The following is a 26191-nucleotide window of genomic DNA, read 5'->3' on the forward strand; positions in this document are numbered from 1 at the left end:
ACACAGTGGGGGTGCATCGGACGGAAAGTGGACGCCGATCGGTCTGCAATGCGGCTACCGGCCGCTCGTAGCGTTTCCTGCGTCGGATCGAACAGCCAGCGCAGGAGGCACGGGAACCATGAACACCACGACGATCACGAAGAGCCGCGGGATCCGCACCGCGAGCGGGCGCGGGAAGGCGCTCACCGCCGGTGCCGCGGCGGCCGGGGCAGCCGCCCTCGCCCTGCTGGCCGCGGCCGGCCCGGCGAGTGCCGCCCAGTTCTACGGCGGCACCCTCCACCCCGGCGAGCAGCGCTGTGTGCAGCAGCACGCCGAACACAAGGTGCGGGCGGACGGCACCGCCACCCAGCAGGGTGCCAAGTTCAAGCTCCAGTACCAGGGTGTGACGGTTCCCGGCACCGGCTCCCCGGGCCTGGTCTCCGCCTGGGCGGTGGAACTCCGGGACACCAACGGCACGTTCCCCGGGGCCGGCGACTACACCGCCTGCGTCACGAACAACGGCACGGCGAACACCAACGTCCGTCTCAACCTGAAGACCGACGGGGAGTTCGTCTGAGCGTGCGGGAGGAGCAGGAGGGGTCCGTCCCCGCCCTCACTGCGGCGGGGACGGACCGGCTCGCACCGGGCCGGCCGCTCTCACACCGGTTTCGGACTGTGCAGGCTGAGCCGGGGTTTGGGGCCGTCGGTGCGGCCGGTCGGGGGCTTGCGGCTGCCGGCCCGGTACGGGAGCGGCCAGGGTGCGCCGGGGCCGGAGTAGTCCTGTTCGGCGGCGGCGTGCAGGGTCCAGTGCGGGTCGTAGAGGTGGGGCCGGGCGAGGGCGCAGAGGTCGGCGCGGCCCGCGAGGAGCAGGGAGTTGACGTCGTCCCAGGAGGAGATCGCGCCGACTGCGATCACGGGGACACCGAGGGCGTTGCGGATGCGGTCGGCGTACGGCGTCTGGTAGCTGCGGCCGAACTCGGGGGCTTCGTCGGAGACGACCTGGCCGGTGGAGACGTCGATGGCGTCGGCGCCGTGGTCCACGAAGGCACGGGCGATCTCGACGGCCTCCTCCTCGGTGGTGCCGCCCTCGGCCCAGTCGGTGGCGGAGACGCGGACGGTCAGGGGTTTGCCGTCAGGCCAAATGCCGCGGACGGCGTCGAAGACTTCGAGGGGGAAGCGCAGGCGCCGGGCGAGGGTTCCGCCGTAGGCGTCGGTGCGCCGGTTGGTGAGGGGGGAGAGGAAGCTGGAGAGGAGGTAGCCGTGGGCGCAGTGGAGTTCGAGGAGGTCGAAGCCGCAGCGGGCGGCGCGCCAGGCGCAGGCGGCGAACTGCTCGCGGATGTCGATGAGTCCGGAGCGGTCGAGCTGGGCCGGGACCTGGTTGACGCCGGGTTGGTAGGGCAGCGGGGAGGGCGCGACGAGGGGCCAGTTGGCCTCGGTGTCGGCTGCGTCGAGCGGCTGGTCGATGCCGTCCCACATCAGTTTGGTGGAGCCTTTGCGGCCGGAGTGGCCGAGTTGGACGCCGATGGCGGTGCCAGGGCTCTGCCGGTGCACGAAGTCGGTGATCCGCCGCCAGGCGGTGGCCTGTTCGGGGGTGTAGAGGCCGGTGCAGCCGGGGGTGATGCGGCCCTCGGGGCTGACGCAGACCATTTCGGTCATGACCAGTCCCGCCCCGCCGAGGGCGCGGGAGCCGAGGTGGACGAGGTGGAAGTCGCCGGGGACGCCGTTCTCGGCGGAGTACATGTCCATGGGTGAGACGACGACGCGGTTGCGCAGGGTCAGGTCGCGCAGCCGGAAGGGGGTGAACATCGGTGGGGTGTCGGGCGAGGGGCAGCCGAAGTCCGCCGCGACGGCCTCGGTGAAGGCGCTGTCGCGCAGGCGCAGGTTGTCGTGGGTGACGCGGCGGCTGCGGGTGAGGAGGTTGAAGGCGAACTGCCGGGGCGGCTGGTGGACGTATCCGGCCAGGTCCTCGAACCAGCGCAGGCTGGCGGCGGCCGCCCGCTGCGTCGACTCGACGACGGGCCGGCGCTCGGTCTCGTACGCGGCGAGGGCGGTGGGCAGGTCGGGCTGTTCCTCGATGCAGGCGGCGAGCGCGAGGGCGTCCTCGACGGCGAGCTTGGTGCCGGAGCCGATGGAGAAGTGGGCGGTGTGCGCGGCGTCGCCGAGCAGGACGGTGTTGCCGTGCGCCCAGCGGTCGTTGACGACGGTGCGGAAGGCGATCCAGGAGGAGTTGTTGCCCTTGAGCGCATGTCCGCCGAGTGCGTCGGCGAAGATCTTGGCGCAGCGTTCGATGGACTCGGCCTCGTCGCAGGCGTCGAGCCCGGCGGCCCGCCAGACCTCCTCACGCATTTCGACGATGACGGTCGAGGAGTCCTCGGCGTACGGGTAGCCGTGCAGTTGCATCACACCGTGCTCGGTCTCCGCGATCTCGAAACGGAAGGCGTCGAAGGCGAAGTCGGCGGCGAGCCAGATGTAGCGGCAGCGGTGGGAGGTGATGCGGGGCCCGAAGACGTCGGCGTGGGCCTGCCGGGTGAGGCTGTGCACCCCGTCGGCGGCGATCACCAGGTCGTACGCGGTGGACAGTTCGGCGGTGGGCGGGGCTTCGGTACGGGTGCGGAGGTCGACGCCGAGGGAGCGGCAGCGGGCGTGCAGGATCTCCAGGAGCCTGCGCCGGCCGAGGGCGGCGAACCCGTGACCGCCGGAGGTGAGGCGTCGGCCGCGGTGCACGACGTCGATGTCGTCCCAGCGGACGAACTCGGCGGTGAGCGCCCGGTACACCTCCGGGTCGGCGTGCTCGATGCCGCCGAGGGTCTCGTCGGAGAGGACGACCCCGAACCCGAAGGTGTCGTCGGGTGCGCCGCGCTCCCAGACCGTGACCTCACGGCGCGGGTCGAGCCGCTTGAGCAGGGCTGCGGCATAGAGCCCGCCGGGGCCACCGCCGACGACGGCGATGCGGAGTGGGGGGAGGGAGGCGGAGGGGGTGGGAGGGGAGGGGGTGGGTGGGTGGGGGGAGGGGGGGAGGGGGCCCCCGGAAGTGCTGGTCACCGTCACCGCCCCCGCCACTTCGGTGCCCGCTTCTCCGTGAACGCCGCATGGAATTCGGCGTAGTCCTCGCCGTTCATCAGCAACGCCTGGGTGGCGGCGTCCATCTCGATGGAGGCCGCGAGCGGCATGTCGAGTTCGGCGGTGAGCAGGGCCTTGGTCTGGGCGAGCGCCAGGGCGGGGCCGTCGGCGAGTCGCCGGGCCAGTGCGGCGGCGCGGGCGTCGGCCTCGCCCTCCTCGGTCAGCTCGCTGAGCAGTCCGATCCGCTCCGCCTCCGGCGCGCGCACCGGCTCGCCGAGCATCAGCAGCCGGGTGGCGTGCCCGAGGCCCACGACCCGGGGCAGCAGATAGGCGGCGCCCATGTCGCCGCCGGACAGTCCGACCTTGGTGAAGAGGAAGGCGAATTTGGCCGTCGGGTCGGCGATCCGGAAGTCCGCCGCGAGCGCGAGGACGGCCCCCGCCCCCGCCGCCACCCCGTGCACGGCCGCGATCACCGGGAACGGGCATTCGCGCAGCGCCCGTACGACCTGTCCCGTCATCCGGTTGAAGTCGAGGAGCTGCGCGGTGTCCATGGACAGGGTGGCCCCGATGATCTCGTCCACGTCGCCGCCGGAGCAGAATCCGCGCCCCTCCCCCGCCAGCACCAGCGCGCGCACGGAGCGCTCCCGGGCGAGTTCGGCGAGGAGGTCGCGCAGGTCGGCGTATGCGCCGAAGGTCAGCGCGTTCAGCTTGTCCGGGCGGGCGAGGGTGACGGTGGCGACCCCCTCGTCGAGGGTCAGCCGCAGATGGCGCCACTTCTCGGTGCGCTGGGCGGAGCTGAGGAACGGGCTCATGGGCGCAGCCTCCCGGTGCCGGTGCCAGTCCTTCGAAGCTATCACCGGTCCGTGACTCCCGTCACGAGTACGCGATAGCCGGAGCGCGCGGGATGGGGAATCGGCAGCTCGCGCGCCCAAGGTCCCGTAGGACTGTGGCGCAGGTCCCATCCGTTCGCGGCGAGCGGCCCTACTGGAACAGGCTTTCGCTTCGTACCGTTGAAAGCAGGAAATCTGCTCCCCGAACGGACCTCGCCTTGCCCCCTGCCACCGGCCCCCTCTCCGGCCCCGCCCCCGGCCCCGCCTCCTGGCGCATCGAGCTGCCGCACTCACCGGCCGCGGTGCCGATGGCGCGCGCCCTGATCCGTACGGCACTGGCGGAACTGGAGGCTCCGGCCGCGGACAGCGACACGGCCGAGCTGCTGACCGCCGAGCTGGTGGCGAACGCCGTCGAGCACACCAGCGGCTCCACCCCCATCGAGCTGGTGGTGGAGCTGCTGCCGACGGGCTGCCAGGTCGAGGTGCACGACGGGGATCCCGGCCCGCCCGGCAACCTGGAGTCCTCCGAGGCCGACCAGTGCCCGGACCCCTGGCAGGAACACGGCCGCGGGCTGCTGCTGATCCGCACCCTCAGCTCGGACTGCGGACACCGGCGTACGGATTCGGGCAAGGCGGTCTGGTTCCGCCTCCCCGCACCGCACTGACCCTCAGCCCTCAGCCCTGCCCTCCGCCGCCCCCAGCCGCGAGTGCCGGCGCCCGTAGAGCCCGTACACCAGCGCCCCGACCACGAGGAACGCGCCGAACTGGAGCCACGTCCGCCAGCCCGTTCCGTAGATCAGGTAGAGGCAGAACAGCACGCCCAGCGCCGGCAGGACCGGGAAGAGCGGCACCCGGAAGGACCGCTGGAGGTCCGGGTTGCGGCGGCGCAGCGCGATGACGGCGATGTTGACGACGGCCATGATGGCGAGGGTGCCGATGGTCGTGAGGTTCATGACGACGTCGAGCGGCACGACCGCCGCCGGGATCGCGAACACGGCGGCGACGATCCAGGTGTTGGCGACGGGCGTCGAGGTCTTCGGCGAGATGCGTTCGAAGATCCGCGGGATGAGGCCGTCGCGGGACATCGACATCAGGATGCGGGTCTGCCCGTACATCACGGCGAGCACGACGGACGCGATGGCGACGACCGCGCCGAAGGCGATGATGCCGCCGCCGAGGGTGGAGTCGGTGACCTTGTTGACGATCAGGGAGAGCGCGGCGGGCTTGGAGGCGACGTCGTCGGCGGACATGGCGCCGATGGCGGCGACCGCGACCAGGCAGTAGAGCAGCGTGACCACTCCGATGCAGATCATGATCGCGAGAGGGATGTTCTTGCGCGGGTTCTTGACCTCTTCACCGGCGGTGGTGATCGCGTCGAAGCCGATGTACGAGAAGAACGCGACGGACGCCCCGGACGTGACGCCCATCAGCCCGTGTGCGGCGAACGGCGAGAGGTTGTCGGAGTTGAACGCGGTGAAGGCGATCGCGCAGAACAGGATGAGTACGGCGATCTTCACGACGGCCATCACGGCGGTGGCGCGGGCGCTCTCGCGGATGCCGCGCACCAGCAGCAGTGCGGCGAGCAGCATCACGACGACGGCCGGGATGTTGACGACGCCGCCGTCGCCGGGCGGGCTGGAGAGCGCGGCGGGGAGCTGCCAGCCGACGAGGCTGTTGAGGAGTTCGTTGAGGTACTGGCCCCAGCCGACGGCGACGGCCGAGACCGAGATGCCGTACTCAAGGAGCAGGCACCAGCCCACCAGGAAGGCGATGCGCTCGCCGAGGGTGGCGTAGGCGAAGGAGTACGAGCTGCCGGAGACCGGGATCGCGCCGCCCAGCTCGGCGAAGGAGAACGCGGTGAAGATGCAGGTGATCGCGGCCAGGACGAAGGAGACGACAACAGCGGGACCGGCTTCGGCGACGCTGTCGGAGAGGCCGACGAAGATGCCGGTGCCGACGATGGCGCCGACGCCGAAGCAGACCAGCTGGAAGAGCCCCATGGTGCGCTTCAGGCCATGTCCCTCCAGGTCAGCGCCGGATTCGGCGACGAGGAGGTCGGGTGACTTGATGCGTTGCATGGGGGGTGGTTCTCATCTCTGGTGCCTGTGTGGCAAAGCAAATTGCGACAAAGCAAATGGGGTCCGGGCATGTGCGCCCGAACCCCATCAAGCACCGCAATGGTAACCACTGCACTGCATATTCACCCAATCGGGCGTATTGCTATTCAGTCGGCCCGTTCGCCGCAACGTCGGCCAGCGTCGCGACCAGCACTGCCTTGATGGTGTGCAGCCGGTTCTCGGCCTCGTCGAAGACGACGGAGTGTGCGGACTCGAAGACCTCGTCGGTGACTTCGAGGGAGGTCAGGCCGTACTGCTCGTGGATCTCGCGGCCGACCTTGGTGCCGAGGTCGTGGAAGGCGGGCAGGCAGTGCAGGAACTTCACGTCCGGGTTGCCGGTGGCGCGCAGCACGTCCATGGTCACGGCGTACGGGGCCAGCGCCTCGATGCGCTCGGCCCAGACCTCCTTGGGCTCGCCCATGGACACCCAGACGTCGGTGACGACGAAGTCCGCGCCGCGCACGCCCTCCTCGACCTCTTCGGTGAGGGTGATGCGGGCCCCGCTCTCCTCGGCGAGCTTGCGGGCCTGGTCGACGACCTCCTCGGTGGGCCAGTAGGCGCGCGGGGCGACGATCCGCACGTCCATGCCGAGGAGGGCGCCGGTGACCAGGTAGGAGTTGCCCATGTTGAAGCGGGCGTCGCCGAGGTAGGCGAAGGCGATGCGCTCCAGGGGCTTGTCGCTGTGCTCGGTCATGGTGAGCACGTCGGCGAGCATCTGAGTGGGGTGCCAGTCGTCGGTGAGGCCGTTGAAGACCGGCACTCCGGCGTGTTCGGCCAGTTCCTCGACCGTCGCCTGGGCGTCGCCGCGGTACTCGATGCCGTCGAACATCCGGCCGAGCACCCGGGCGGTGTCCTTGGGCGACTCCTTGTGTCCGATCTGCGAGCCCGCGGGGTCGAGGTAGGTGGTCGACGCCCCCTGGTCGGCGGCGGCGACCTCGAAGGCGCAGCGCGTACGGGTGGACGTCTTCTCGAAGATCAGCGCGATGTTGCGACCGCGCAGCCACTGCACTTCGGTGCCGTTCTTCCGCGCCGCCTTGAGTTCGGCGGCGAGGTCGATCAGTCCGCGGAACTCCGCGGCGCTGAAGTCGACTTCCTTGAGGAAGTGGCGGCCCTTCAGGGAGTGGCGGCCTTCGAGAAATGACGTCATGGGGACGCTCCAGGGGGCGACTGGCGGACTGCGCGGGCAGGATCGACCGCGCGAACACTGAAACTATATACATGGAAGCGCATCACTATACGGCCTCACGTTCGATCGGACAGCTCATGCAGCGCGGTCCGCCGCGTCCCCTGCCCAGCTCGCTGCCCCGGATCTCGATCACTTCGATGCCCTGTTTCCGCAGGTGGGTGTTGGTGGTCACGTTCCTTTCGTAGGCGACGACGACGCCCGGCTCGACCGCGAGGACGTTGCAGCCGTCGTCCCACTGTTCGCGTTCGGCCGCATGCACATCCTGGGTGGCGGTCAGGACGCGGACGGAGTCCAGGCCGAGGGCGGCGGCGATCGCACGGTGCATGTGCTCCGGCGGGTGGTCGGTGACCTTGAGTTCGCGCTCGCCGACGCCGGGTTCGATCGTGTACGAGCGGAGCATGCCGAGCCCCGCGTACTGGGTGAAGGTGTCGCCGTCGACCATGGTCATGACGGTGTCAAGATGCATAAAGGCCCGGCGCTTGGGCATGTCGAGCGCCACGATCGTCTGCGCTGATCCGGCCGCGAACAGCCCTCTGGCCAGCATTTCCACCGCCTGCGGTGTGGTGCGCTCGCTCATCCCGATGAGGACGGCCCCGTTGCCGATGACCAGGACGTCGCCGCCCTCGATGGTGGACGGGTAGTCGCTCTGCCCCTGCGACCAGGTGTGGAAGCTGCCCGCCTCCGGCCCGGTGAACAGGGGGTGGTGCTTGTAGATCGCCTCGAAGTGCACCGTCTCGCGCTGCCGGGCGGGCCAGCGCATCGCGTTGATGGACACCCCGTCGTAGATCCAGGCGGAGGTGTCGCGGGTGAAGAGGTGGTTGGGCAGCGGTCCCAGGAGGAAGTCGTCCAGGTCCATGACGTGGAAGCGCACCGAGGCCGGCTCCGGGTACCGCTCCAGGTACTCCCGCTTGGTCATGCCGCCGACCAGTGCCTCGCAGAGTTCGGCGGCGGGCAGTTCGTCGAACGCGGCCCGCAGGTGGTCGGTGGCGAGCGGCCCGTACTCCTTCTCGTCGAAGACCCGGTCCAGTACGAGCCGTCTCGCCTCCGGCAGTTCCAGGGCGTCGGTGAGGAGGTCGCCGAAGAGGTGCACCTCGACTCCCCGGTCGCGCAGCACGTCCGCGAACCCGTCGTGCTCCTGCCGCGCCCGGCGGACCCAGAGCACGTCGTCGAAGAGGAGTGCGTCCTTGTTGCTGGGCGTGAGGCGCTTCAGTTCGAGGTCGGGTCGGTGGAGGATGACGCGGCGCAGCCGCCCGGTCTCGGAGTCGACATGGAATCCCATGGCCCAATCCTGACCGCCCGGACCCCGCTTCACCCGTCGAACACCGCCTCCGCATCGAACACGTCGCGTCCTGCCCGCCCCCGCACCCGACCCGGAACCCGCCCCCGAACGCTGCCCGGAACCCCCACCCGACCCCGCACACCGCGCCCCGCGCGTCACCCCTCCAGCGCCTGCGCGGGTATGCGCAGGCTCCGCTGCCACACCTCGCAGGCGATCACCGAGGTCAGCGCCCCGTCGAACCGCCGGCGGCACCAGTGGTCGGACAGCCCCGGCAGGTGCCGCTCGACCAGGGACTCCAGCAGTTCCTGGAGGCGCGGGTCGTCCAGCTTGAGGTAGCGGCCGATGCGCTGTGCGGGCGCCTTGTCGAAGTCCGAGGCGCACAGTGCCCTCAGTTCCTCGCCCACCGAGGCCAGCAGCTCTCCGGCCCGCTCGCCGGTCAGCCTCTGGACCGGGCAGGCCGCACCGGCGTCCTCGTCGCCCTCCGTCTTGTGCGTGGTGTCCGCGCACCGGGTGGCGACGGTCTGCGCCAGCACCTGGGCCAGGTCGGTGTCGAGCGCGGTGCGCACCGCCGCCGCGAACGGCTCCGCCGCCCCGCCCAGCACGAACGGTTCGACGTGCTGGATCAGCTCCTGGAACGCCGGCAGCGCGTCCCTGGCGCCCTCGCCGAGCCGCCGCACCTGCCCCTCCAGCAGTGCTGTCGCCCACTCCCGCAGCGGCGCGCATTCCACCAGCCGCGCCGCCGCCTGCGGGAAGACGGCCAGTTCGTGCCGTCCGCCCGCGAAGTGCAGGTCTTCGCGGGCCGGCAGGGTCAGCTCGTTGAGGATCCGCTCACGGAAGACGGGTTCGTCGAGGAGGACGGCGACCTCGTCCGTGCCGTGATCCGCGATCCACTCCACCAGGTGCATGCGGCGCCACCCGGTCCCCTCCGGCTCGGCCAACGGCATGCCCGCCCGGACCAGCGCAACCGCCAGGTCCAGCCGCAGCCCCACCTGCCCGATGCGCGCACCGCGCCGCCGGGTCCCCTCCCACGGGTCGCGGGTCCCGCCCGCCGTGCGGGTCCGCCCGGCGATCGCGGCGAGGACGCCGTCCAGCCCGGCCACCGGCAGCGCCATCTCGGCGTACCCGTGCAGGAACCGGGTCAGCCACCGGTGCGTGTCGGCGAGCGGCAGGGGCTCGCTCTCCCCGGTGAGCCGTTGCAGGACGCCGACGTCCTGGAGGTACGTCAGCCACGCTCCGGCCGCCTGGGAGATCTTGGCCGCGGTCTTGCCGCGCGCCACGGACACGGTCTTCAGCAGGGCAGGCACCACCGCCTCCGGGTCCTCCGCGAGCAGCCTGCGCAGTACCGGCTGCCACGCGTCCCAGACGGCGGGAGCGCACTTGTCCATGGCTCCGCCTCGCAGCAGGGCTTCGAGGATCTCGGTGTGCGTGTCGTCGGCGGGCAGCGCTCCGCCCGCCCCGCGGGTCAGTTCGGCGGCGAAGGCGTCGGGGAGTTCCCGGCCGGACCGGCACCAGGCGAGCACGAGGCTGCGGTAGCACGCCGTGCCCTGCGCGTCCGAGATGCGGGCGGCGACTTCCTGCCGGTGGGCGGTGAGTTCCTTGACGGTGACGGCCCCCAACCCGACGAACTCTTCCATCAGGGCCTGCCGCGCGTCGTCGTCCACCGGCCCGCCCAGCCCCCGTTCGGCCGCGCGTGCCGCCGTGAACAGCGGTCGGGCCATGGCCGCGCTGCCCGCTCCCGCGACCACCCGGACGGCTTCGTCCAGGGCGTACGGCAGCAGGGCGGGGCAGTGCCCGGTGGCCTTGGTGGCGGCCTTGGTGAACTGGTCGGCGGCCCGGCCCGGCTTCGCGGGCGCCAGTTCGGCGCACTTGCGCAGCGGGGTGAGCAGCGCCATCGCCTCGCGGGCCAGTCCGGGGTGCGCGGTGCAGACCCGGGCGAGGAAACCGCGGGGCTCCTTGTGCACCCGCCCCACCACATCGCCGTCTGCGCCCTCGGGGGTCAGGCCGAGGGCGCTCGCGACGACGTCCTCCGCGAGGCCGGCGCGGGCGGTCACGAGCCGCACCAGGCGGTGCCCGTCGTCGAACCAGCCACAGGCATAGCGGCGCGCCGTCAACGGCTCCTGCCCGTCGTCCGCCGCGTCCTGCGCGCTCAGCACGGCCCCTTGGCGGAGCAACTGCCCGTCGGCCGCGCGCTCGACCGGCGGCGCCGGCGGGTCGGCGGGCGCGGGGCCCGTGGCCGCGTACGCGGCGCAGGCCACCAGGAACTCCTGGTAGGCGGCGGTGGAGTCGGCGGGCATCGGGGTGCGCGCGGACGCCCCGTTGTAGGGGTCGTCGTGCTGGTCGTAGATCTCGGCGAGCACCCGGAAGCCCTCGGACCAGGCGACGCGGGGCACCGTGTCGTACGCACCGAGGCCGGTGCGGTCGCGGGCGCCGTCCCAGTAGCAGTGGTTGACGGAGACCGGAGACTCGGGGCCCTGGTAGCGCAGGTCGAGCTGCATGCCGTACGCGCGTCCGGCGACGGGGACGGAGAAGTGGGCGGTCTCCCCGCTGATGCGGCCGCCGTGCGGGGTGATGACGCGTTCGAAGCGGGCGCCGTTGGAGTAGTCGCCGTCCCGGAAGGCGGCGATGCCGTACCGCTTGGGGTCGCGGTGTCCCGGGGTGGCGTCGGGGCGCACCCAGACCGTGCGGTGCAGTTGCTCGATGTGCTGCTCGCCGCCGTAGGTGTCGAGCAGGTCGAGCCACTGGTCGAGGCGTCCGCTGCCGCGCGGGTCGAGGAGCACGGGGTGCGGGAAGGCCAGGAGCGGGTCGGCGAGGGTGAACTCGCCCTCGGGCGAGACCACGTGGAGGGCGTCGTCCGGTCCGATGCCGGTGAGCAGTCCGGCCCGCCCGAAGTCGCTGTCGGAGTACGGGGCCACGACCGCGTACCGCAGGGCGCGCTGCCAGTACGGGTCGCTCCACACGGCGCGGACCAGCGCCGCGGGTACGGGCAGGGAGCGGGCCATCCAGGTCTCGACCCGGGTGCGGGCGTCGGCGGCGTGGTCGGCCAGCCAGTCGCCCAGCGCGGCCAGTTCGAGGACCGCGTCCTCCTTCTTCAGTGCGGGCGGCAGCTTCTTCAGCTCGCGCCCGGAGGCGTTGCGGCAGCGGATCTGCGGGGCCGGTTCCGCGTACACGTCGAGCGTGACCTCGTAACCGCCGAGCGGCTTCCAGTTCTCCTGCTCCCCCATGACGTGCACCCCCGTGCGTCGTTGTGCCTCCCCGGGCGGTCCCGCACGGAACCACACGAGGTGTGATCACCCGCCCGGTTCGAGCGAGTGATCACACCTTACGAGGCAGCACTGACAACGCCCTGCCCACAGCCCGTTTCCGCAGGTGGGAAGCGTTCGGAAGCAAACCGGGCGGCGGTTCAGAGCCTCGGGTCCACCGGCTCCGACTCCAGCGCCAGCACCGCGAACACCGCCTCGTGGACCCGCCACAGCGGCTCGCCCTCGGCCAGCCGCACCAGCGCCTCCAGGCCGAGTGCGTACTCGCGCAGCGCCAGCGACCGCTTGTGCCCGAGGAACCGTTCCCGCAGCTTCGCCAGCTGCTCCGGCCTGGTGTACTCGGGACCGTAGATGATCCGCAGGTACTCGCGTCCGCGCACCTTGATGCCCGGCTGCACGAGCCGTCCCTTGCCGTCGCGCACCAGCGCGTCGAGCGGCTTGACGACCATGCCTTCGCCGCCCCGCCCGGTCATCTCCAGCCACCAGTCGATTCCGGCCTGCACGGACGCCTCGTCGCCGGTGTCGACGACCAGCCGTCGGGTGGTGTGCAGCAGCCCGGTCGGGTCGTGCTCCACCAGCCGGTCCAGCCAGGCCAGTTGGCGGTCGTGCGGAACGCCGGCCAGCGAGCGCCCCTGTACGGCCAGCAGCTGGAACGGGGCGAGCCGCACCCCGTCCAGCCCCTGCGTCGGCCAGCAGTACCGCCGGTACGCCTCGGTGAACAGCCCCGCGTCGGCGGCCCGTTCCCGCTGCTTGGCCAGCAGTTCGTCCGCCCCCTCGACGCCGCGCGCCACGGCGGCCTCCAGGGCGGCGACCGCACCGGGGAACACCGCGCCGGACGCGGCGCCCACGGCGGCGTACTGCTGGCGCAGCAGCCCGGACGCCTTCAGCGACCACGGCATCAGCTCGGCGTCGAGCAGCAGCCAGTCGGTGTCGAGTTCCTCCCACAGGCCCGCCTCGTCCACGGCGGTCCGCAGCCTGGCCAGCACCAGTTCGCTCACCGTCGCGTCGTCGAAGAACGGCCGCCCGGTGCGCGTGTGCACGACCCCCGTGGGGCCGTCCGCACCGAACCGCTCCCTGGCCGCGTCCGCGTCGCGGCAGACCAGGACCACGGCCCGCGAGCCCATGTGCTTCTCCTCGCACACGACCTTCGCCACGCCGTCCGCCCTGTACTGCGCGAACGCCTCGGCGGGGTGCTCCAGGTAGCCGTCCACCTTGGACGTGCCCGTTGGGGCCATCGTCGGCGGCAGGTAGACCAGCAGCTGCGGGTCCACGGCGAACCGGCTCATGACTTCGAGCGCCGCCGCCGCGTTCTCCTCGCGGACCGCGACCCGGCCGTGCTCGCGGGTCTCCACGACCCGCCGCCCGGCGACGTCGGCGAGGTCCAGCGGACGCCCGTCGTGCCCGCCGGGTGCCTCGGTGAGCAGCGGCTTGACCGGTTCGTACCAGACCTTCTCGGCCGGTACGTCGACGAGTTCGCGCTCCGGCCAGCGCAGCGCGGTCATCTTCCCGCCGAACACCGCGCCGGTGTCCAGGCAGATGGTGTTGTTGATCCAGGAGGTGTTCGGAACGGGCGTGTGCCCGTACACGACGGCCGCGCGGCCCCGGTAGTCCTCGGCCCACGGGTAGCGGACGGGCAGGCCGAACTCGTCGGTCTCGCCGGTGGTGTCCCCGTACAGCGCGTGGGAGCGCACGCGCCCCGAGGTGCGCCCGTGGTACTTCTCGGGCAGCCCGGCGTGGCAGACGACGAGGTTGCCGCCGTCGAGGATGTAGTGGCTGACCAGGCCGTCGATGAAGTCCTTGACCTCTTCCTTGAAGCTGTCCTCCTCCTTCTCCAACTGCTCGATGGTTTCGGCGAGTCCGTGGGTGTGCTGGACGTTCCTTCCCTTGAGCCAACGTCCGAGCTTGTTCTCGTGGTTCCCGGGCACGCACAGCGCGTTTCCGGAAGCCACCATTCCCATGACGCGGCGCAGCACTCCGGGGCTGTCCGGGCCCCGGTCGACGAGGTCGCCGACGAAGACAGCGGTACGTCCCTCGGGGTGCGCCCCGTCCTCGTAGCCCAACTTCTGCAGCAGCGTCTCCAGCTCCGAACGGCACCCGTGGATGTCACCGATGATGTCGAAGGGGCCGGTGAGGTGGGTGAGGTCGTTGTAGCGCTTCTCCAGGACGATCTCCGCCGCGTCGACCTCCTCGACGCTGCGCAGGATGTGCACCTTGCGGAAGCCCTCGCGCTCCAGTCCGCGCAGCGAGCGGCGCAGTTCGCGCTTGTGCCGCTGGATGACGTGGCGGGGCATGCCGGCCCGGTCGGGACGCTCGGCGTTGCGGGCCGCGCAGACCTCTTCGGGCAGGTCCAGGACGATGGCGATCGGCAGGACGTCGTACTTCCTGGCGAGCTGGACGAGCTGCTTGCGGCTCTCGGACTGCACGCTGGTGGCGTCGACGACGGTGAGCCGTCCGGCCTCCAGGCGCTTGCCCGCGATGTAGTGCAGGACGTCGAAGGCGTCGCGGCTGGCGCTCTGGTCGTTCTCGTCGTCGGCGACCAGGCCCCGGCAGAAGTCGGAGGAGATGACCTCGGTGGGCTTGAAGTGCCTGCGCGCGAAGGTCGACTTGCCGGAACCGGTGGCTCCGATCAGTACGACGAGCGACAGGTCGGTGACCGGGAGCCTGCGCGGTGCGGTGGTGCTCGGTGCTGCTTCGGCGGTGGTGCTCATGCGACCTTCACCTCCTTCACGTTCTCGGTGTGCTTGTCGTCCGGCGTGACCCTGGTGAAGACCGCCATCTGCGTGGGCGGCCCCACCTCCGCGTCGTCCGGCCCGACGGGTACGAACTCGACGCCGTACCCGTGCCGTTCGGCCACCTTGCCCGCCCAGTCGCGGAACTCCTGCCGCGTCCACTCGAAGCGGTGGTCACCGTGCCGCACGTGCCCGGCCGGCAGGGTCTCCCAGCGGACGTTGTACTCGACGTTCGGCGTCGTCACGATCACCGTGCGCGGCCGCGCGGACCCGAACACCGCGTACTCCAGCGCGGGCAGCCTCGGCAGGTCCAGGTGCTCGATGACCTCACTGAGCACGGCGGCGTCGTAACCGGTCAACCTCTTGTCGGTGTACGTCAGCGAGCCCTGCAGCAGCGAGACGCGCTCGGCCTGCCGCTCGCCCATCCGGTCCAGCTTGAGCCGCCGGGAGGCGATGGTGAGCGCGCGCACGGACACGTCGACGCCGACGATCTCGGTGAACTTCACGTCCTTGAGCAGCGCCTGCACCAACTGGCCCTGCCCGCAGCCCAGGTCGAGCACCCGGCCGGCCCCGGCCGCCCGCAGCGCACCGAGGATCGCCTCACGGCGCTGCTCGGCGAGCGGTGTCGGCCGTTCCGCAGTCTCGGTCTCCTCAGCCACCGCGTTGTCGATCTCCTCGACGGCGATGTCGTCGGCGTCCGCGAGCCGTGCCAGTTCCAGTCGCTGGGTCGCCTGCCGGGTGAGCCCCCAACGGCGCGACAGGTAGCGGGTGGTGATCAGCTTCTGCTCGGGGTGCGAGGCCAGCCAGCCCTCTCCGGCCCGCAGCAGCTTGTCGACCTCGTCGGGCGAGACCCAGTAGTGCTTGGAGTCGTCGAGCACCGGCAGCAGTACGTACAGGTGCCGCAGCGCCTCCGCCAGCCGCAGCTCTCCCTCCAGCGTCAGTTGTACGTAGCGGGAGTCGCCCCATTCCGGGAACTGCGCGTCCAGCGGTACGGGCACCGCCTCGACGGTGCTCCAGCCCAGCGGCGCGAACAGCTTGCGCACCAGGTCCGCACCGCCGCGCGCGGGCAGCGCGGGCACCTCGATGCGCAGCGGCATCGGCTGCTCGGCGCGCTCCGGGCGGGCGTTGCACACCCCGTGCAGGGCGCTCTTGAAGACGCTGCTCAGCGCCACCGCGAGCAGCGACGACGCGGCGTAGGGGCGGTCGTTGACGTACTGTGCGAGCGCCAGGTCGGGCGAGCCGCCACGGCCCTTGCCCTTGCCGCGCCGCACGAGCGCCACCGGATCGACCTCCAGGAGCAGCGCGGCCGTGCAGCGCTCGGCGCTCGCCTCGGGGTAGAGGACGTGCGCCGTGCCGTGGGAGGTGGGGAACGACTGCTTCCGGTCGGGATGCTTGTGCAGCAGGAATCCGAGGTCGGTAGCGGGGCGTTCCGGGGTTCCGGTGGTACTGATCGTCATGAACACACGTCCGAGTATCACCCGGTTCGCCCGCTCCGACCACGGGTTTTAGCAGGCCGCAGCCCAGCCCCGCCGCCCCACGTCCGGGGCCCCGGCCCAGCCCAGCCGACTCAGCCCCGCCGCCCCACTCCCGCCGCCAGCCCGGCGATCTGCTCCGGCCCGACCCGGCAGCACCCGCCGACCAGTCGCGCCCCGTTCGCCTCCCAGCCCCGCACCCGGCCGGCGTCGAAGGTGCCCTCGCCCCGCCAGCCGCGCCCTGCCGCGTCCCACTCCTCCCCACTGTTGGGATAGACGACGACCGGCTTGCCGGTCTCCCGGGCGGCAATCTCCACCGCCCGGTCGACGTCACCGGGCTCGCAGCAGTTCACGCCGACCGCGATCACCTGCTCGTTGCCCGCCGCCAGGGCGAACGCCTCCCCCAGCGGCTGGCCGGCCCGCGTCCCGTCGCCTTCGATGCTGTACGTCAGCCAGACCGGCACCCCGCATCCTTCGACCGCACGCAGCAGCGCCTCGGCCTCCTCGGCGTCCGGCACCGTCTCCAGCGCCAGGACGTCGGGGCCCGCCTCCGCCAGGGCCTCGATGCGCGGCCGGTGGAACCGCTCCAGCTCCGCCACCGACATCCCGTACCGTCCCCGGTACTCACTGCCGTCCGCGAGCATCGCCCCGTACGGCCCGACCGAGGCCGCCACCCACACGGGGTGTTCCGCGCCCTGTGCCGCCGCGCGGGCCAGCGCGACGCTGCGCCGCAGCAGCTCCGAGGCCTCCTCCCGGCCGACGCCCCGCCGGGCGAACCCCTCGTGGGTCGCCTGGTAGCTGGAGGTGATCAGCACCCGGGCCCCCGCCCGCACGTACGCCGCGTGCGCCGCCTCGATCTGCTCGGGGGCGTCCGCGAGCAGCCTGGCCGACCAGAGTGCGTCGGTGAGGTCGCAGCCCTGCGCCTCCAACTGGTTGGAGAGCCCTCCGTCGAGGACGAGGGTCTCCCCGGCGAGCGCGGCGGCGAGCGTGCGGGTGGGTTTCACGGTGACTCCTGCAAGGCGGACAAGGCGAACAAGCCAGACAAAGCAGACGGGGAACGGTGCAGGCGCACCGGCATCCGTCAGTTCAGCTGGGACAGCACCTGCGAGGAGATCAGATCCAGGTGATCGAGGTCGTCCAGGTCCAGCATCTGGAGGTACACCCGGGAGGAGCCGATCTCCGCGAACCGTCCGATCCGGTCCACCACTTCGGCGGGCGAGCCCGCGAGTCCGTTGGCCTTGAGTTCGTCCACCTCCCGTCCGATGGCCGCCGCCCGGCGGGCCACTTCGTTGTCGTCCTTGCCCACGCACGCCACCAGCGCGTTGGAGTACACCAGGTCGCCCGACTTCCGTCCGGCCGCCTCGGCCGCCGCCCTGACCCGGCCGAACTGCCGGGCGGTGTCGTCGAGCGAGGCGAAGGGGATGTTGAACTCGTCGGCGTACTGCGCGGCCAGCCGGGGTGTGCGCACCGCGCCGTGTCCCCCGATCAGCACCGGCACCTTGGCCTGGGCGGGCTTGGGCAGTGCGGGTGAGTCGGTGAGCTGGTAGTGGGTCCCCTCGTAGCTGAAGGTCTTGCCGGCTTCCGTCTCCCACAGCCCCGTCACGATGGCCAGTTGCTCCTCCAGCCTGGCGAACTTCTCCTTGGGGAAGGGGATGCCGTACGCCTTGTGCTCCTCCTCGAACCAGCCTGCGCCCAGGCCCAGTTCGACTCGGCCGCCCGACATCTGGTCGACCTGCGCGACCTGGATGGCCAGCACTCCGGGAAGCCGGAACGTACCCGCGGTCATGAGCGTCCCGAGCCGGATGCGCTTGGTCTCCCGGGCCAGTCCGGCCAGGGTGATCCAGGCGTCGGTGGGGCCGGGGAGTCCGTCGGCCGATCCCATGGCCAGGTAGTGGTCGGAGCGGAAGAAGGCGTCGAAGCCGAGGTCCTCGGTGGCCTTGGCGACGGTCAGCAGTTTCTCGTAGCTCGCCCCCTGCTGGGGCTCGGTGAAGATGCGAAGATCCATGACTTCATCCTGCACCTTCGAACTGCCGTCAACCCCGTTGGCCTCATCTGTCCCCCATCTGCCCGGTCGGGTGAAAATTCGTCCTCGTGGGGGTCCTCGCACTGCCGTGTCAGTGACCGGTGATCCCAGCACTCGTTTGCTCGGGCGGAGCCGGACAGCCCGGCCCGCGCGCCGACGACCGTTGTCGGGGCGTTGATAGCAACACCGCCCTCCCCCAGCGGGAGGGCCTGGGCCGAGGAGGCCGCCATGTCCCAGGAAGCCGTGCCCGAACAGGCCGCGTCCGCGAATCCGGTACCGCAGTCCGTACCGGGCCAGCAGGCCGCCCCGAAGGGCCTGTTGCAGCAGATGGAGGAACTGATGGCGGCGCTCACCGCCGACCTGTCGCAGCTCGACGCCGATCTCCAGACCACGGGCGACCGCCCGTCGACCAACGCTTCCACCACCGAGAGCCACCGGGAGGAACGCGACGGCCGCCACGACGAGGGCCGCTACGGCGAAAGCCGGCCCAAAGACTCCTCGTACGGCGACAGCCGGTACGGAGACGGTCAGTACGGAAGCGGCCAGTATGTGAGCGACCGGCCCGTGGAGGGCCGCTACGACGAGCGTCGCCCCGGCGACCTCGGCCGGTCCTACTGACCGGACCAGGGTCATGACGGCCCCGCCGCCGAGTCATGGGCCGCGCCCTGCAGTCTGCCGTTCTCCCACACCGTGAGCCGGCGCAGCAGTCCGCGCACCCGGTCGTTCGACTCGTCGGCGGCGTCGATCGCCTCGATCGTCTGCCAGTAGAAACCACCCTCGTCGGCGGCACAGGCGACCCCGACCAGTGCGATGCCCACCTCCCCCAGCAACCCGCCGAGCTCGTCCAACGCGCCCCGCGCATCGGGGACTTCGGTGAGGCGTGCGGCCCTCGGCCCGGGATCGGGAGGTTGCCCGACGCCTAAGCCGGACCTCTCCTGACCGCCGGTGCTCAGCGTCGGCCAGTCGATCGTCCCGCACCCCCGGCCGCCCGCCTCGCTGAGGCCCTGCGCCTCGCCCCGGAGCTCCGGCGGTCCCTTGACGGCCAGCATCCCGCCGATCGCCTGGGTCAGCGCCTGCGCCTGCCACGCCTCCGTGAGGATCTCCAGCGACGCCTGGCTCTGCGCCAGCGCGTGTCTGCTGACCCTGACGAGTCTCACCGCGTCCATCAGCCACCCCCGTTACCGTCCCGCTGCCGTCCCACTCACTCCTCAATTCACTACCCAGAGTGAGGGGAACGGGCCCGGAAAGCCAGGGCTATGCGGAAATCTGTGGACACTCAAGCGGTTGTGGACATCGTCGTCACTCCGAAGAGTGACGAACTCCGCTTTCCGGGACGGGAAACCGCGTCTCGTTCCGCTCGATCTTGGCGGCGAGCGCCGCCAGCGGATCGATCCCCAGGACCTCGCAGAACTGCAGCAGATAGGCCAGCACGTCCGCGACCTCGTCGGCGACGCGGTGCGCGGACTCGGGCTGCTCCATCACGCGGGCGGACTGCTCGGGCGTCAACCACTGGAAGATCTCGACGAGTTCGGAGGCTTCGACGCTCAGCGCCGCGGCCAGGTTCTTGGGCGTGTGGTACGGCCCCCAGTCGCGGGCCGCGGCGAACTCGACCAGCCGCCGCTGGAGCGCCGCCACATCGGGCACCGCCCCCGCCGCCGCGGCCGCCACGTCCACGCCCGCGCCCGAACCGCCCGCGCCCCGCACACCGTCCACGCCCGCCACCGTCCTCGCCTCGTCGTTCACGCCCCCAGGTCTACCACCGCCGCCCCCTCCACCCCGCGCACGCCCGAGGCGTCCGACACGGTGCCGACGAGCCTGATGTGCCCCCGCGCGCACATCCTCCCGGCCAATTCCCCCAGCGCCCGCGCCTGCCGGGCGTCCAGCCCCCGGTCGAACCCGTCGGCCAGCACCGCGAGCGCCTGGTACGCGTCCGGCACCTCGGCGACGTACGCCATGTCCAGCACCTCCGGCCCGGTGAGCAGGACGAGCGCGAACGCCAGGTACCGCAGTTCCCCGTCGCCGAGCCGCCCGACGGGCGTCACCCCGCGCGCGCCCCGGTCCAGCACCGCGCGCACCGTCCGCCCCGCCAGATCTTCCGTCGCCAGGCCCTCCACCCGGCCCGCGCACCCCTCCTTCGCCGCCGCGACGAGCGCCCCGTACCGGATCCCGCACTCCTTGCCCGTACGGCGCAAGACCGCGGCCAGGTTGTCGCAGCCCCGGCGCAGCAGTGCCTCCTCCACCGGCACCGGTGCCCGCATCCGCTGGGGCTGCGGGTCGCACACGTACACCGAGCGCAGCGCGACGAGCACCTGTTCGGCGGCGGCCAGCACCTGCCTCTCGCCGTCGGTGCGGCCGGCCACGCGCAGCGGCAGGAGTGCCGTGGCCAGCCGGTCGTCGGGCAGCGGTGCGCGCGTCACGGACACCGCACCCGCCGTGTGCCAGGCGGCCTGCACCGTGCGCCGGCGGGGGTCGCGCAGCACGGTGGTCAGGAGTTCCCTCCCCTCGCACGTCAAACGTTCGCTGACGATGCGGAGTTCCGGCTCCGCCTGAACGGCCAGATCCAGCCGTACGGGTCCGGCGGGGCCGTCGACGGTGCAGCCGATCCGGAAGCCGCGTCTGCCCTGTTCGTCGGGGAGCGCGGTCTCGGGGACGCGGGCGGACGGATCGGGGAACACCTCGTCGAGGACGTCCCCCGCACCCAGGCGGGCCAGGGCGTCGTACATCTCCAGGACGGTCGTCTTGCCGCTCCCGCTCGGCCCCGCGAAGAAGGTCAGCGGGCCGAGCGGGAAGACCGCGCCCCGGTGCGGGCCGAAGGCGGAGAGCCTGAGTTCGGTGACCGTGGGGCGGTGCGGGCGGAGGGGGACGGGCGGGCGTAAGGGCGAAGGCACAGTCATGATGCGGACGCTATGCATCCGCATCGATGACGAACCGTTACGCCTGTACGGCCTTCCTACGAACGGGGGACGGCGGCCGCCTCGACGCCCTCGACCTCCATGCCGACGGGGGCGAGCAGGAAGACATTGCGGTCCACCCGGTGCATGCCGCTGCCGAGCCCGAAGACCACACCGCTGCTGAAGTCCAGGATGCGCTTGGCCACATCCGTCTCCGCGCTGGTCAGGTCGAGGAGCACCGGAATCTGCGCGATCAGGTACTCGGCGACCTCCCGGGCGTCCGAGAACACCTGCACCCGCAGCACGACCATGCGCCGCTGCTCGACCTCCTCGTACCCCTGGGGCACCGTGCGGTGGTCGGTTCTGGACGGCCACTCGTTGCGGCTGCGCAGCGGTACGACCTGGGCGAGCCCTTCCCACTGCTCGTCGGTGACGTCATACCTGCTCACCGGACCACCCCACCCGCGCGCTGTATCTGCATCCGGCAATTCTGACGCCCCTCACCCGTACGGCCTACCAGCGACACGGTACGGAACGGGATCTGTCGCACCTGCCCGAGGGCTGCCATCAGCACAGTGGTCCGACACCGTGACGCTCGGTGCCGGACCACTGTTCTCACGCCTCATGCGCGTACAAGCACTCCCCTACGCGTACGAAGCGGTCATGCGCGCTGCCACAGGGCGGGCACGTTCGGGGGCTCCCACCCCGGCTGTGCCTGGTGCCCCTGGAGGCAGCGGTACGTGGCTCCGCCGTACGTCACCTGCGCGCCGGTGGCGTAGACGGTGCCCGCGGCCCAGGTCCCACCGGGCTCACCCGGGCCCGGGCCGGGACCTGGACCGGGGTCCGTGGTGGTCTTGAGGGTCAGACCGTACCCCTGGAGCAGGGGGTTGATCGGCTGGTAGAACGTGGTCCCGCCGGAGCGGCAGTCGCCGGAGCCGCCGGAGGTGACGCCCTGGGCCTGGCTGCCGGAGATGAAGGAGCCGCCGGAGTCACCGGGCTCGGCGCACACTGTCGTACGCGTGACACCACTGATGGTGCCTTCGGGGTACGTCACGCTGGTGTTGTGCTGCTGGATGGTGCCGCAGTGCCAGCCGGTGGTGGAACCGGAGCGGCAGACGGAGGCGCCCACGGCGGCCTGTGTGGAGCCGGCCACCTGCACGTTGCTGCCTGCGACGTTGGGCGTCGAGGTCCAGTTGGCGTTGGTGGCGACCCAGGCGGTGTCGCGGCCGGGGAAGGTGGAGGCCTGGAAGGAGCCCTGGGCGGCCTGGTTGTAGCCGGTGGTGGTGGTTCCGGCCCGGCCGCAGTGCCCGGCCGTGGCGAAGCCCTGCTGAGTGCCGCGGGTGATGGCGAAGCCGACGGAGCAGCGTCCGCTGCCGTTCATGTAGTAGGCGTCGCCGCCGCGTATGTCGTACAGCGGACGCGGCTGCTGCACGGACTTCTCGTACTTTACGGCGGTCGCGTCCACCCCCGCCGCTGTCACCAGCGCCTGTGCCTCGTTTTGGCTCCGCGCCTGGAGCGTCACTTTGTTCGCCCTGACGTCCACGTAGCGCACGGGCACCGCTGTCGCAGCGGCACCGGCAGCGGCCTTGTCGAGCTGCGCAAGGGTGGCGTCGAGCTGCTTCAGAGTGTGCTGTACGACCAGGGCACGGGCGCCCAGTGCCCTGATGGAGCGGACATCGGCGGCATCGGTGGTGGCGACCATGAGCGTGGCGGAGTCGGCACCCTGCACCCAGGCGCCGGCGAAGTCCCGGCCCAGCGCGTTCTGCAGGCGGCCCGCGACGGCACCGGCCTCGGCCTCGTTGGCGAGCCGCGCCCTGGCCTGTCCGGCGGTGACGCCGAGGTCGCGCTGCATGGCGCGGAGCAGTTCGGGGGACGCCTGGCCGACGCCCAGGGTCTCCGCGGCGGTGGACGGAGCGGCGTTTGCGGAACCCGGTAATCCGGCCAGCACGAGCGCACCGACCGCGGCGAAAGCGGCACAGGCCGCCTTGGCGTGTCTGTGGAGCATGGGGGATCTCCTCGGTCTCAGGTGGGTACCGAGACCATAGGACTAGACAACCTCGGTGAGGGAGCTGCCAGTTGCCCCCTCGGTCCGTGTTATGGGGTCGGGAATGCGCCACGTGCCGGGCCCCTCGAGCCACCCTCGCGGGCGGAACGCGGGCCCGGCGACCGACCGGTGCGCGCTCAGGGCAGCTCGGTGACGCGGATGTTGTCGTGGTGGACGATCCGGGTCTTCACGCAGCCCCGCTCAAGGCTCGAATCCGGCCGGTACAGCCCCCACTTGAGGTAGCCGTGTTCGGACGGGTTGACCGGCAGCCAGGTCGTGGTGCGCGTGTAGACCTTCTTCAGCTGGAAGGCCTTCTGGCCGGGGAGCAGGGCGGACACCTTGTAGTAGCCGGTGTCGTCGTCCGCCCAGCGCACGTCGATGCGAAAGCGCATCCAACGGCCGATGTACGGGCGGTAGTCGGCCACCACCGGGGTCTGCCGGTCGAGGCCCGGGTTGCGGAAGAGGATCGCGTTCCGTTGGGCGCTCAGGAAGAAGGAGGGCGGGTTGGAGTTGGCGGGCTTGGCCTGGAAGAGGATGTCGCCCGAGACCGGGTCGCCCTCCTTGTACGCCTGCCAGTCCTTGAGCAGGACGCTGAACTCGTAACGGCGTTCGTCGCCCACCTGGAAGCGGCCCGCGGGCACCCTGTCGGTGGCGCTCTCGCTGCGCGGCGCCCCGTTGGACACGTAACCGTCGTCCCCCAGTGTCACCTTGTGCATGATGCCTCGGCGGCTGCCGGAGCCGGGGCTGATCACGCCTGCGGCGTCCGGGGCCGTGGCGTTGGTGGCGGCCAGGCCCGGTATTCCGGAATCGGGCGTGCCGCTCTCGTAGGTGACGTCGAGCAGGGCCTTGTGGGGCCGGTGTGCCGCGCTCTTGGTGGCTGGAGGGGGCGCCGGCCGGGTGCGGGCCGGTCGCGTGGGGGTCGGCGAGACGGGGGCGCGGGTGGCGTCGGAGTGGACGGTCGGCTCGGTGGGCCGGATGGACGAGGCCTGCGGTGGCGACGAGGCGTCGACGGTCTGCGCGGCACATCCCGTGGCCAGCAGGGAGCCGGTGAGGCCGAGTGTGCAGGAGAGTGTGACCAGCGGCTTTCGCATGGGGACTCCTCAAGGTGGTGTGGGGGGGCGGACGGCCCTCGGCTCCGTCCGGATCGGTCCTCGGCTCCGTCCGAATCGGTCCTCGGGGTCCGTCCGGATCGGCCCTCAGATCCGTCCGGATCGGTCCTCGGCTCCGCAGCCGTGGGGGTCACGGAGCCCGGACCAGCGCGATCACGCCAGAAAGCGGAATTCAGAATCCGGGACGGTCGGTGATCTGGACAAGGTTGCGGCCCCGCATCGTGTACAGGCGCCCCAACTCGTCATTGGCCAGATGAGAGCCGCTGTACCAGCCGCCGTTGATGTCGGGTACGACGACGGAGACGGCAAAGGTCCTCGGGTGGAAGCGGAATACGGTCGTGTCCGAGACCCCGTACACGACCCCCTGGTTGGTCACCATCGCCGCATAGCCCTTGCTGACCGCCGTGATGTCCGCGCGGTGGATCAGGGTGCGCGTACGAACGTTGATGACGAAGAAGCCTCCCTTGCGCGAGATGCCGTAGAGGTGGCGGCCGCGTAGCGCGAGGGCGGCGATGCCCGCGGTCTGCTGGGGGTCGATCCGCCAGAGTTCCTTGCCCGCCACCGGGTCGAAGGCGACGACCGTGGCGTAGGGGGTGGTCTTGGTGTTGTTGTCGCCGCCGAGGTAGGCCACGCCGTTCTTGGCGGCGACGCCCCGGACGCACTGCCCCGCGTCGATCGGGTTCACGAAGCAACGGGACGTGCCGGTCCTCGGGTTGTACGTCCAGAAGGAGCCGCCGCCCTCGGTGTCGGACTCGGCGCCGACCAGGACGAGACGATGGGTGTCGTCCCAGGCCACGTCGGCGGGCCGGTTCTGTGCGGCGGGGAAGGAGGCGACCTTGCGGATCGGGTCGAGGCGGCGCGGGTGGTAGGCCCAGATGCCTTCGGAGCTGTACTGGCCCGTGTAGAGGGTGTCCCCCACGACGATGGCGTCCTTCGCCTCGCCCGGCGCGCGGAGGTACGCGACCTCCCGGCGACGCAGGTTGTGCCGGGCGATCGTGCCCGTACCGCTGATGTAGACGTTTCCGCCGCCCGCCGCGATGCCCATCACCGTCTGCGGTGACGCGGGCGCGCCCGCCTCGGCCAGTTCGGTGACCTCGGCCTTCTTCGCCTTCGGATCGATCTCGGCGACGAACCCGAAGGCGGACGTGACGAGGATCTTGCCGTCGCGGCTGTCCACACCCCAGATCTCGCCGAGCGCGGGCCCCTCGAACTCCACGGGTGCCACGGTGCGGGTGGCGGTGTCGTAGGCGAGGAGCCCCGTCTCGTTCGCGAAGTAGATCCGCCCGTCGGCGGCCGCGAACTTCTTCGCGGTCTTCCCGGTGGAGCTCGCCACTTCGTACCGTGACAGGTCCGTCAGGTCCATGACAGCCACCTTCGAGGGCTCCGTCGAACCGGCGGTGCCCACCGCCAGCCGGTCCCCCACGACCGCCAGTTCGCGGACCGCCGCGTCCCCCCGCAGCTCGGCGGGGGTGACGTCGGTGAAGGCGCGGGAGGTCCTGTCGTACGCGAAGAGGACCGCCTTGCTGGCACCGCCCCCGGCGTGCAGGGTGCTGCCCGCGCCGAAGAAGACGGTGTCCCGGGTCGCGGCGACCGCCAGCGCGGTGGTGGCGTCGGGGCTCGGGCTGCCAAGTTCGGCGAACTCCTTCTTCGCCGGGTCGTACTCCCACAGGGCGGGGGCTGTCGCGCCGCCGCTGCCGACCGCGTACACGGTCCCGTCGGGTGCGACGGCGAGGTCGCGGACGTCGCGGTCCTTGATCCGGCCGAGGGCGGTGGCCGGTGTGCCGAGCGCCTTCAGGTCCCAGCGGTAGACGTATCCCGCGCCCGCCGCCTTCTGGAGCACCCCGGCGTAGACGTACGCGCCCGTCGGATCGGCGGCGATGGCCTGGACGGAGTGGCCGGTGGCCAGGGAGGTCTCGCCGACGACCTTGCCGGTCGGCACGTGGAAGGCGATGATCTTCGCCGCTTCCAGGTTGCGGGAGCCGATGTACAGAATGTCGCCGACGAGCACGGCGCTCATCAGGGAGAACCTGACCACCGCCGGTCCCAGGTCGACGATTTTCGTACGGTGTTGATCGGCGGGGGCTGCTGCGGAGGCGCCCGCTGTGGCGAGGCCGGTGGCGGCGGCCAGACCGGCCACACCGCCGGCGCGCAGGACGGACCGCCTGCTCATGTGCTCGCTGTTCATGACACACCTCTCCTGTTGCTCTACGGGGGG

General features: G+C 71.4%; 20 protein-coding genes. 3 read left to right on the forward strand and 17 right to left on the reverse strand.

Going from position 1 to position 26191, the window contains the following annotated elements; genetic code table 11:
* The first annotated feature begins 118 nt into the window (after positions 1 to 118).
* Positions 119 to 556 carry a hypothetical protein gene (locus tag IE269_RS13485; RefSeq protein ID WP_189823117.1) on the forward strand — a complete coding sequence of 146 codons (438 nt, stop codon included), beginning with the start codon at positions 119 to 121 and terminating at the stop codon, positions 554 to 556.
* 80 nt (positions 557 to 636) lie between these two features.
* On the opposite strand, the gene IE269_RS13490 is transcribed toward IE269_RS13485, so the two are convergent.
* On the reverse strand, positions 637 to 2928 hold the full coding sequence (locus IE269_RS13490; RefSeq protein WP_229897670.1) for a bifunctional salicylyl-CoA 5-hydroxylase/oxidoreductase: 2292 nt from the start codon (positions 2926 to 2928) through the stop codon (positions 637 to 639).
* A 95-nt stretch (positions 2929 to 3023) separates the two neighbouring features.
* Positions 3024 to 3851 (reverse strand): enoyl-CoA hydratase family protein, encoded by an 828-nt coding sequence (locus tag IE269_RS13495; protein WP_189823119.1) that lies wholly within the window; start codon positions 3849 to 3851, stop codon positions 3024 to 3026.
* Between the two features lie 236 nt (positions 3852 to 4087).
* Between IE269_RS13495 and IE269_RS13500 the strand changes: the two genes are divergently transcribed.
* Complete coding sequence (locus IE269_RS13500) at positions 4088 to 4534, forward strand: ATP-binding protein (RefSeq protein ID WP_229897614.1); 447 nt, start codon at positions 4088 to 4090, stop codon at positions 4532 to 4534.
* Between the two features lie 3 nt (positions 4535 to 4537).
* Here the strand turns inward: IE269_RS13500 and IE269_RS13505 are convergent, their stop codons facing one another.
* The 8 genes from IE269_RS13505 to IE269_RS13540 form a co-directional block, all read right to left on the reverse strand.
* Positions 4538 to 5947: an amino acid permease gene (locus IE269_RS13505; RefSeq protein WP_189823121.1), complete on the reverse strand. Its 1410-nt coding sequence runs from the start codon at positions 5945 to 5947 to the stop codon at positions 4538 to 4540.
* 142 nt (positions 5948 to 6089) lie between these two features.
* Positions 6090 to 7133: an ornithine carbamoyltransferase gene (gene argF / locus IE269_RS13510; protein WP_189823122.1), complete on the reverse strand. Its 1044-nt coding sequence runs from the start codon at positions 7131 to 7133 to the stop codon at positions 6090 to 6092.
* Between the two features lie 85 nt (positions 7134 to 7218).
* Positions 7219 to 8451 (reverse strand): arginine deiminase, encoded by a 1233-nt coding sequence (locus IE269_RS13515; protein WP_189823123.1) that lies wholly within the window; start codon positions 8449 to 8451, stop codon positions 7219 to 7221.
* 155 nt (positions 8452 to 8606) lie between these two features.
* Positions 8607 to 11672: a DUF4132 domain-containing protein gene (locus IE269_RS13520; RefSeq protein ID WP_189823124.1), complete on the reverse strand. Its 3066-nt coding sequence runs from the start codon at positions 11670 to 11672 to the stop codon at positions 8607 to 8609.
* Positions 11673 to 11851: 179 nt separating this feature from the next.
* A complete protein-coding gene (locus IE269_RS13525; protein ID WP_189823125.1) occupies positions 11852 to 14416 on the reverse strand; it encodes a polynucleotide kinase-phosphatase in 2565 nt (854 codons plus the stop codon).
* Positions 14413 to 15900, reverse strand: coding sequence for a 3' terminal RNA ribose 2'-O-methyltransferase Hen1 (locus IE269_RS13530; protein WP_189823126.1), 1488 nt, complete (start codon positions 15898 to 15900; stop codon positions 14413 to 14415). The genes IE269_RS13525 and IE269_RS13530 overlap by 4 nt, the downstream gene beginning before the upstream one ends.
* A gap of 104 nt (positions 15901 to 16004) precedes the next feature.
* On the reverse strand, positions 16005 to 16913 hold the full coding sequence (gene mmuM / locus IE269_RS13535; RefSeq protein WP_189823127.1) for a homocysteine S-methyltransferase: 909 nt from the start codon (positions 16911 to 16913) through the stop codon (positions 16005 to 16007).
* Between the two features lie 77 nt (positions 16914 to 16990).
* On the reverse strand, positions 16991 to 17914 hold the full coding sequence (locus IE269_RS13540) for an LLM class F420-dependent oxidoreductase (RefSeq protein ID WP_189823128.1): 924 nt from the start codon (positions 17912 to 17914) through the stop codon (positions 16991 to 16993).
* Between the two features lie 246 nt (positions 17915 to 18160).
* On the opposite strand from IE269_RS13540, the gene IE269_RS13545 reads away from it, so the two are divergent.
* Entirely contained in the window at positions 18161 to 18550 is a 390-nt protein-coding gene (locus IE269_RS13545) for a hypothetical protein (protein WP_189823354.1), read from the forward strand.
* A gap of 11 nt (positions 18551 to 18561) precedes the next feature.
* Here IE269_RS13545 and IE269_RS13550 read toward each other — a convergent pair whose 3' ends face one another.
* The 7 genes from IE269_RS13550 to IE269_RS13580 all read right to left on the reverse strand — a co-directional run bounded on the left by IE269_RS13550 (position 18562) and on the right by IE269_RS13580 (position 26161).
* A complete protein-coding gene (locus IE269_RS13550; RefSeq protein ID WP_189823129.1) occupies positions 18562 to 19098 on the reverse strand; it encodes a DUF6099 family protein in 537 nt (178 codons plus the stop codon).
* Positions 19099 to 19231: 133 nt separating this feature from the next.
* Complete coding sequence (locus tag IE269_RS13555; protein WP_189823331.1) at positions 19232 to 19567, reverse strand: nucleotide pyrophosphohydrolase; 336 nt, start codon at positions 19565 to 19567, stop codon at positions 19232 to 19234.
* A gap of 104 nt (positions 19568 to 19671) precedes the next feature.
* On the reverse strand, positions 19672 to 20826 hold the full coding sequence (locus IE269_RS13560; protein ID WP_189823130.1) for an AAA family ATPase: 1155 nt from the start codon (positions 20824 to 20826) through the stop codon (positions 19672 to 19674).
* Positions 20827 to 20882: 56 nt separating this feature from the next.
* A complete protein-coding gene (locus IE269_RS13565; RefSeq protein ID WP_189823131.1) occupies positions 20883 to 21272 on the reverse strand; it encodes a cell division protein SepF in 390 nt (129 codons plus the stop codon).
* A gap of 212 nt (positions 21273 to 21484) precedes the next feature.
* Positions 21485 to 22828 (reverse strand): carbohydrate-binding protein, encoded by a 1344-nt coding sequence (locus IE269_RS13570; protein WP_189823132.1) that lies wholly within the window; start codon positions 22826 to 22828, stop codon positions 21485 to 21487.
* 176 nt (positions 22829 to 23004) lie between these two features.
* Positions 23005 to 23958: a heparin lyase I family protein gene (locus IE269_RS13575; RefSeq protein ID WP_229897615.1), complete on the reverse strand. Its 954-nt coding sequence runs from the start codon at positions 23956 to 23958 to the stop codon at positions 23005 to 23007.
* 190 nt (positions 23959 to 24148) lie between these two features.
* Positions 24149 to 26161 carry an outer membrane protein assembly factor BamB family protein gene (locus tag IE269_RS13580; RefSeq protein WP_189823133.1) on the reverse strand — a complete coding sequence of 671 codons (2013 nt, stop codon included), beginning with the start codon at positions 26159 to 26161 and terminating at the stop codon, positions 24149 to 24151.
* Positions 26162 to 26191: the final 30 nt, after the last annotated feature.

It is taken from the genome of Streptomyces spiroverticillatus (assembly GCA_014650415.1).
GTDB lineage: Bacteria > Actinomycetota > Actinomycetes > Streptomycetales > Streptomycetaceae > Streptomyces > Streptomyces spiroverticillatus.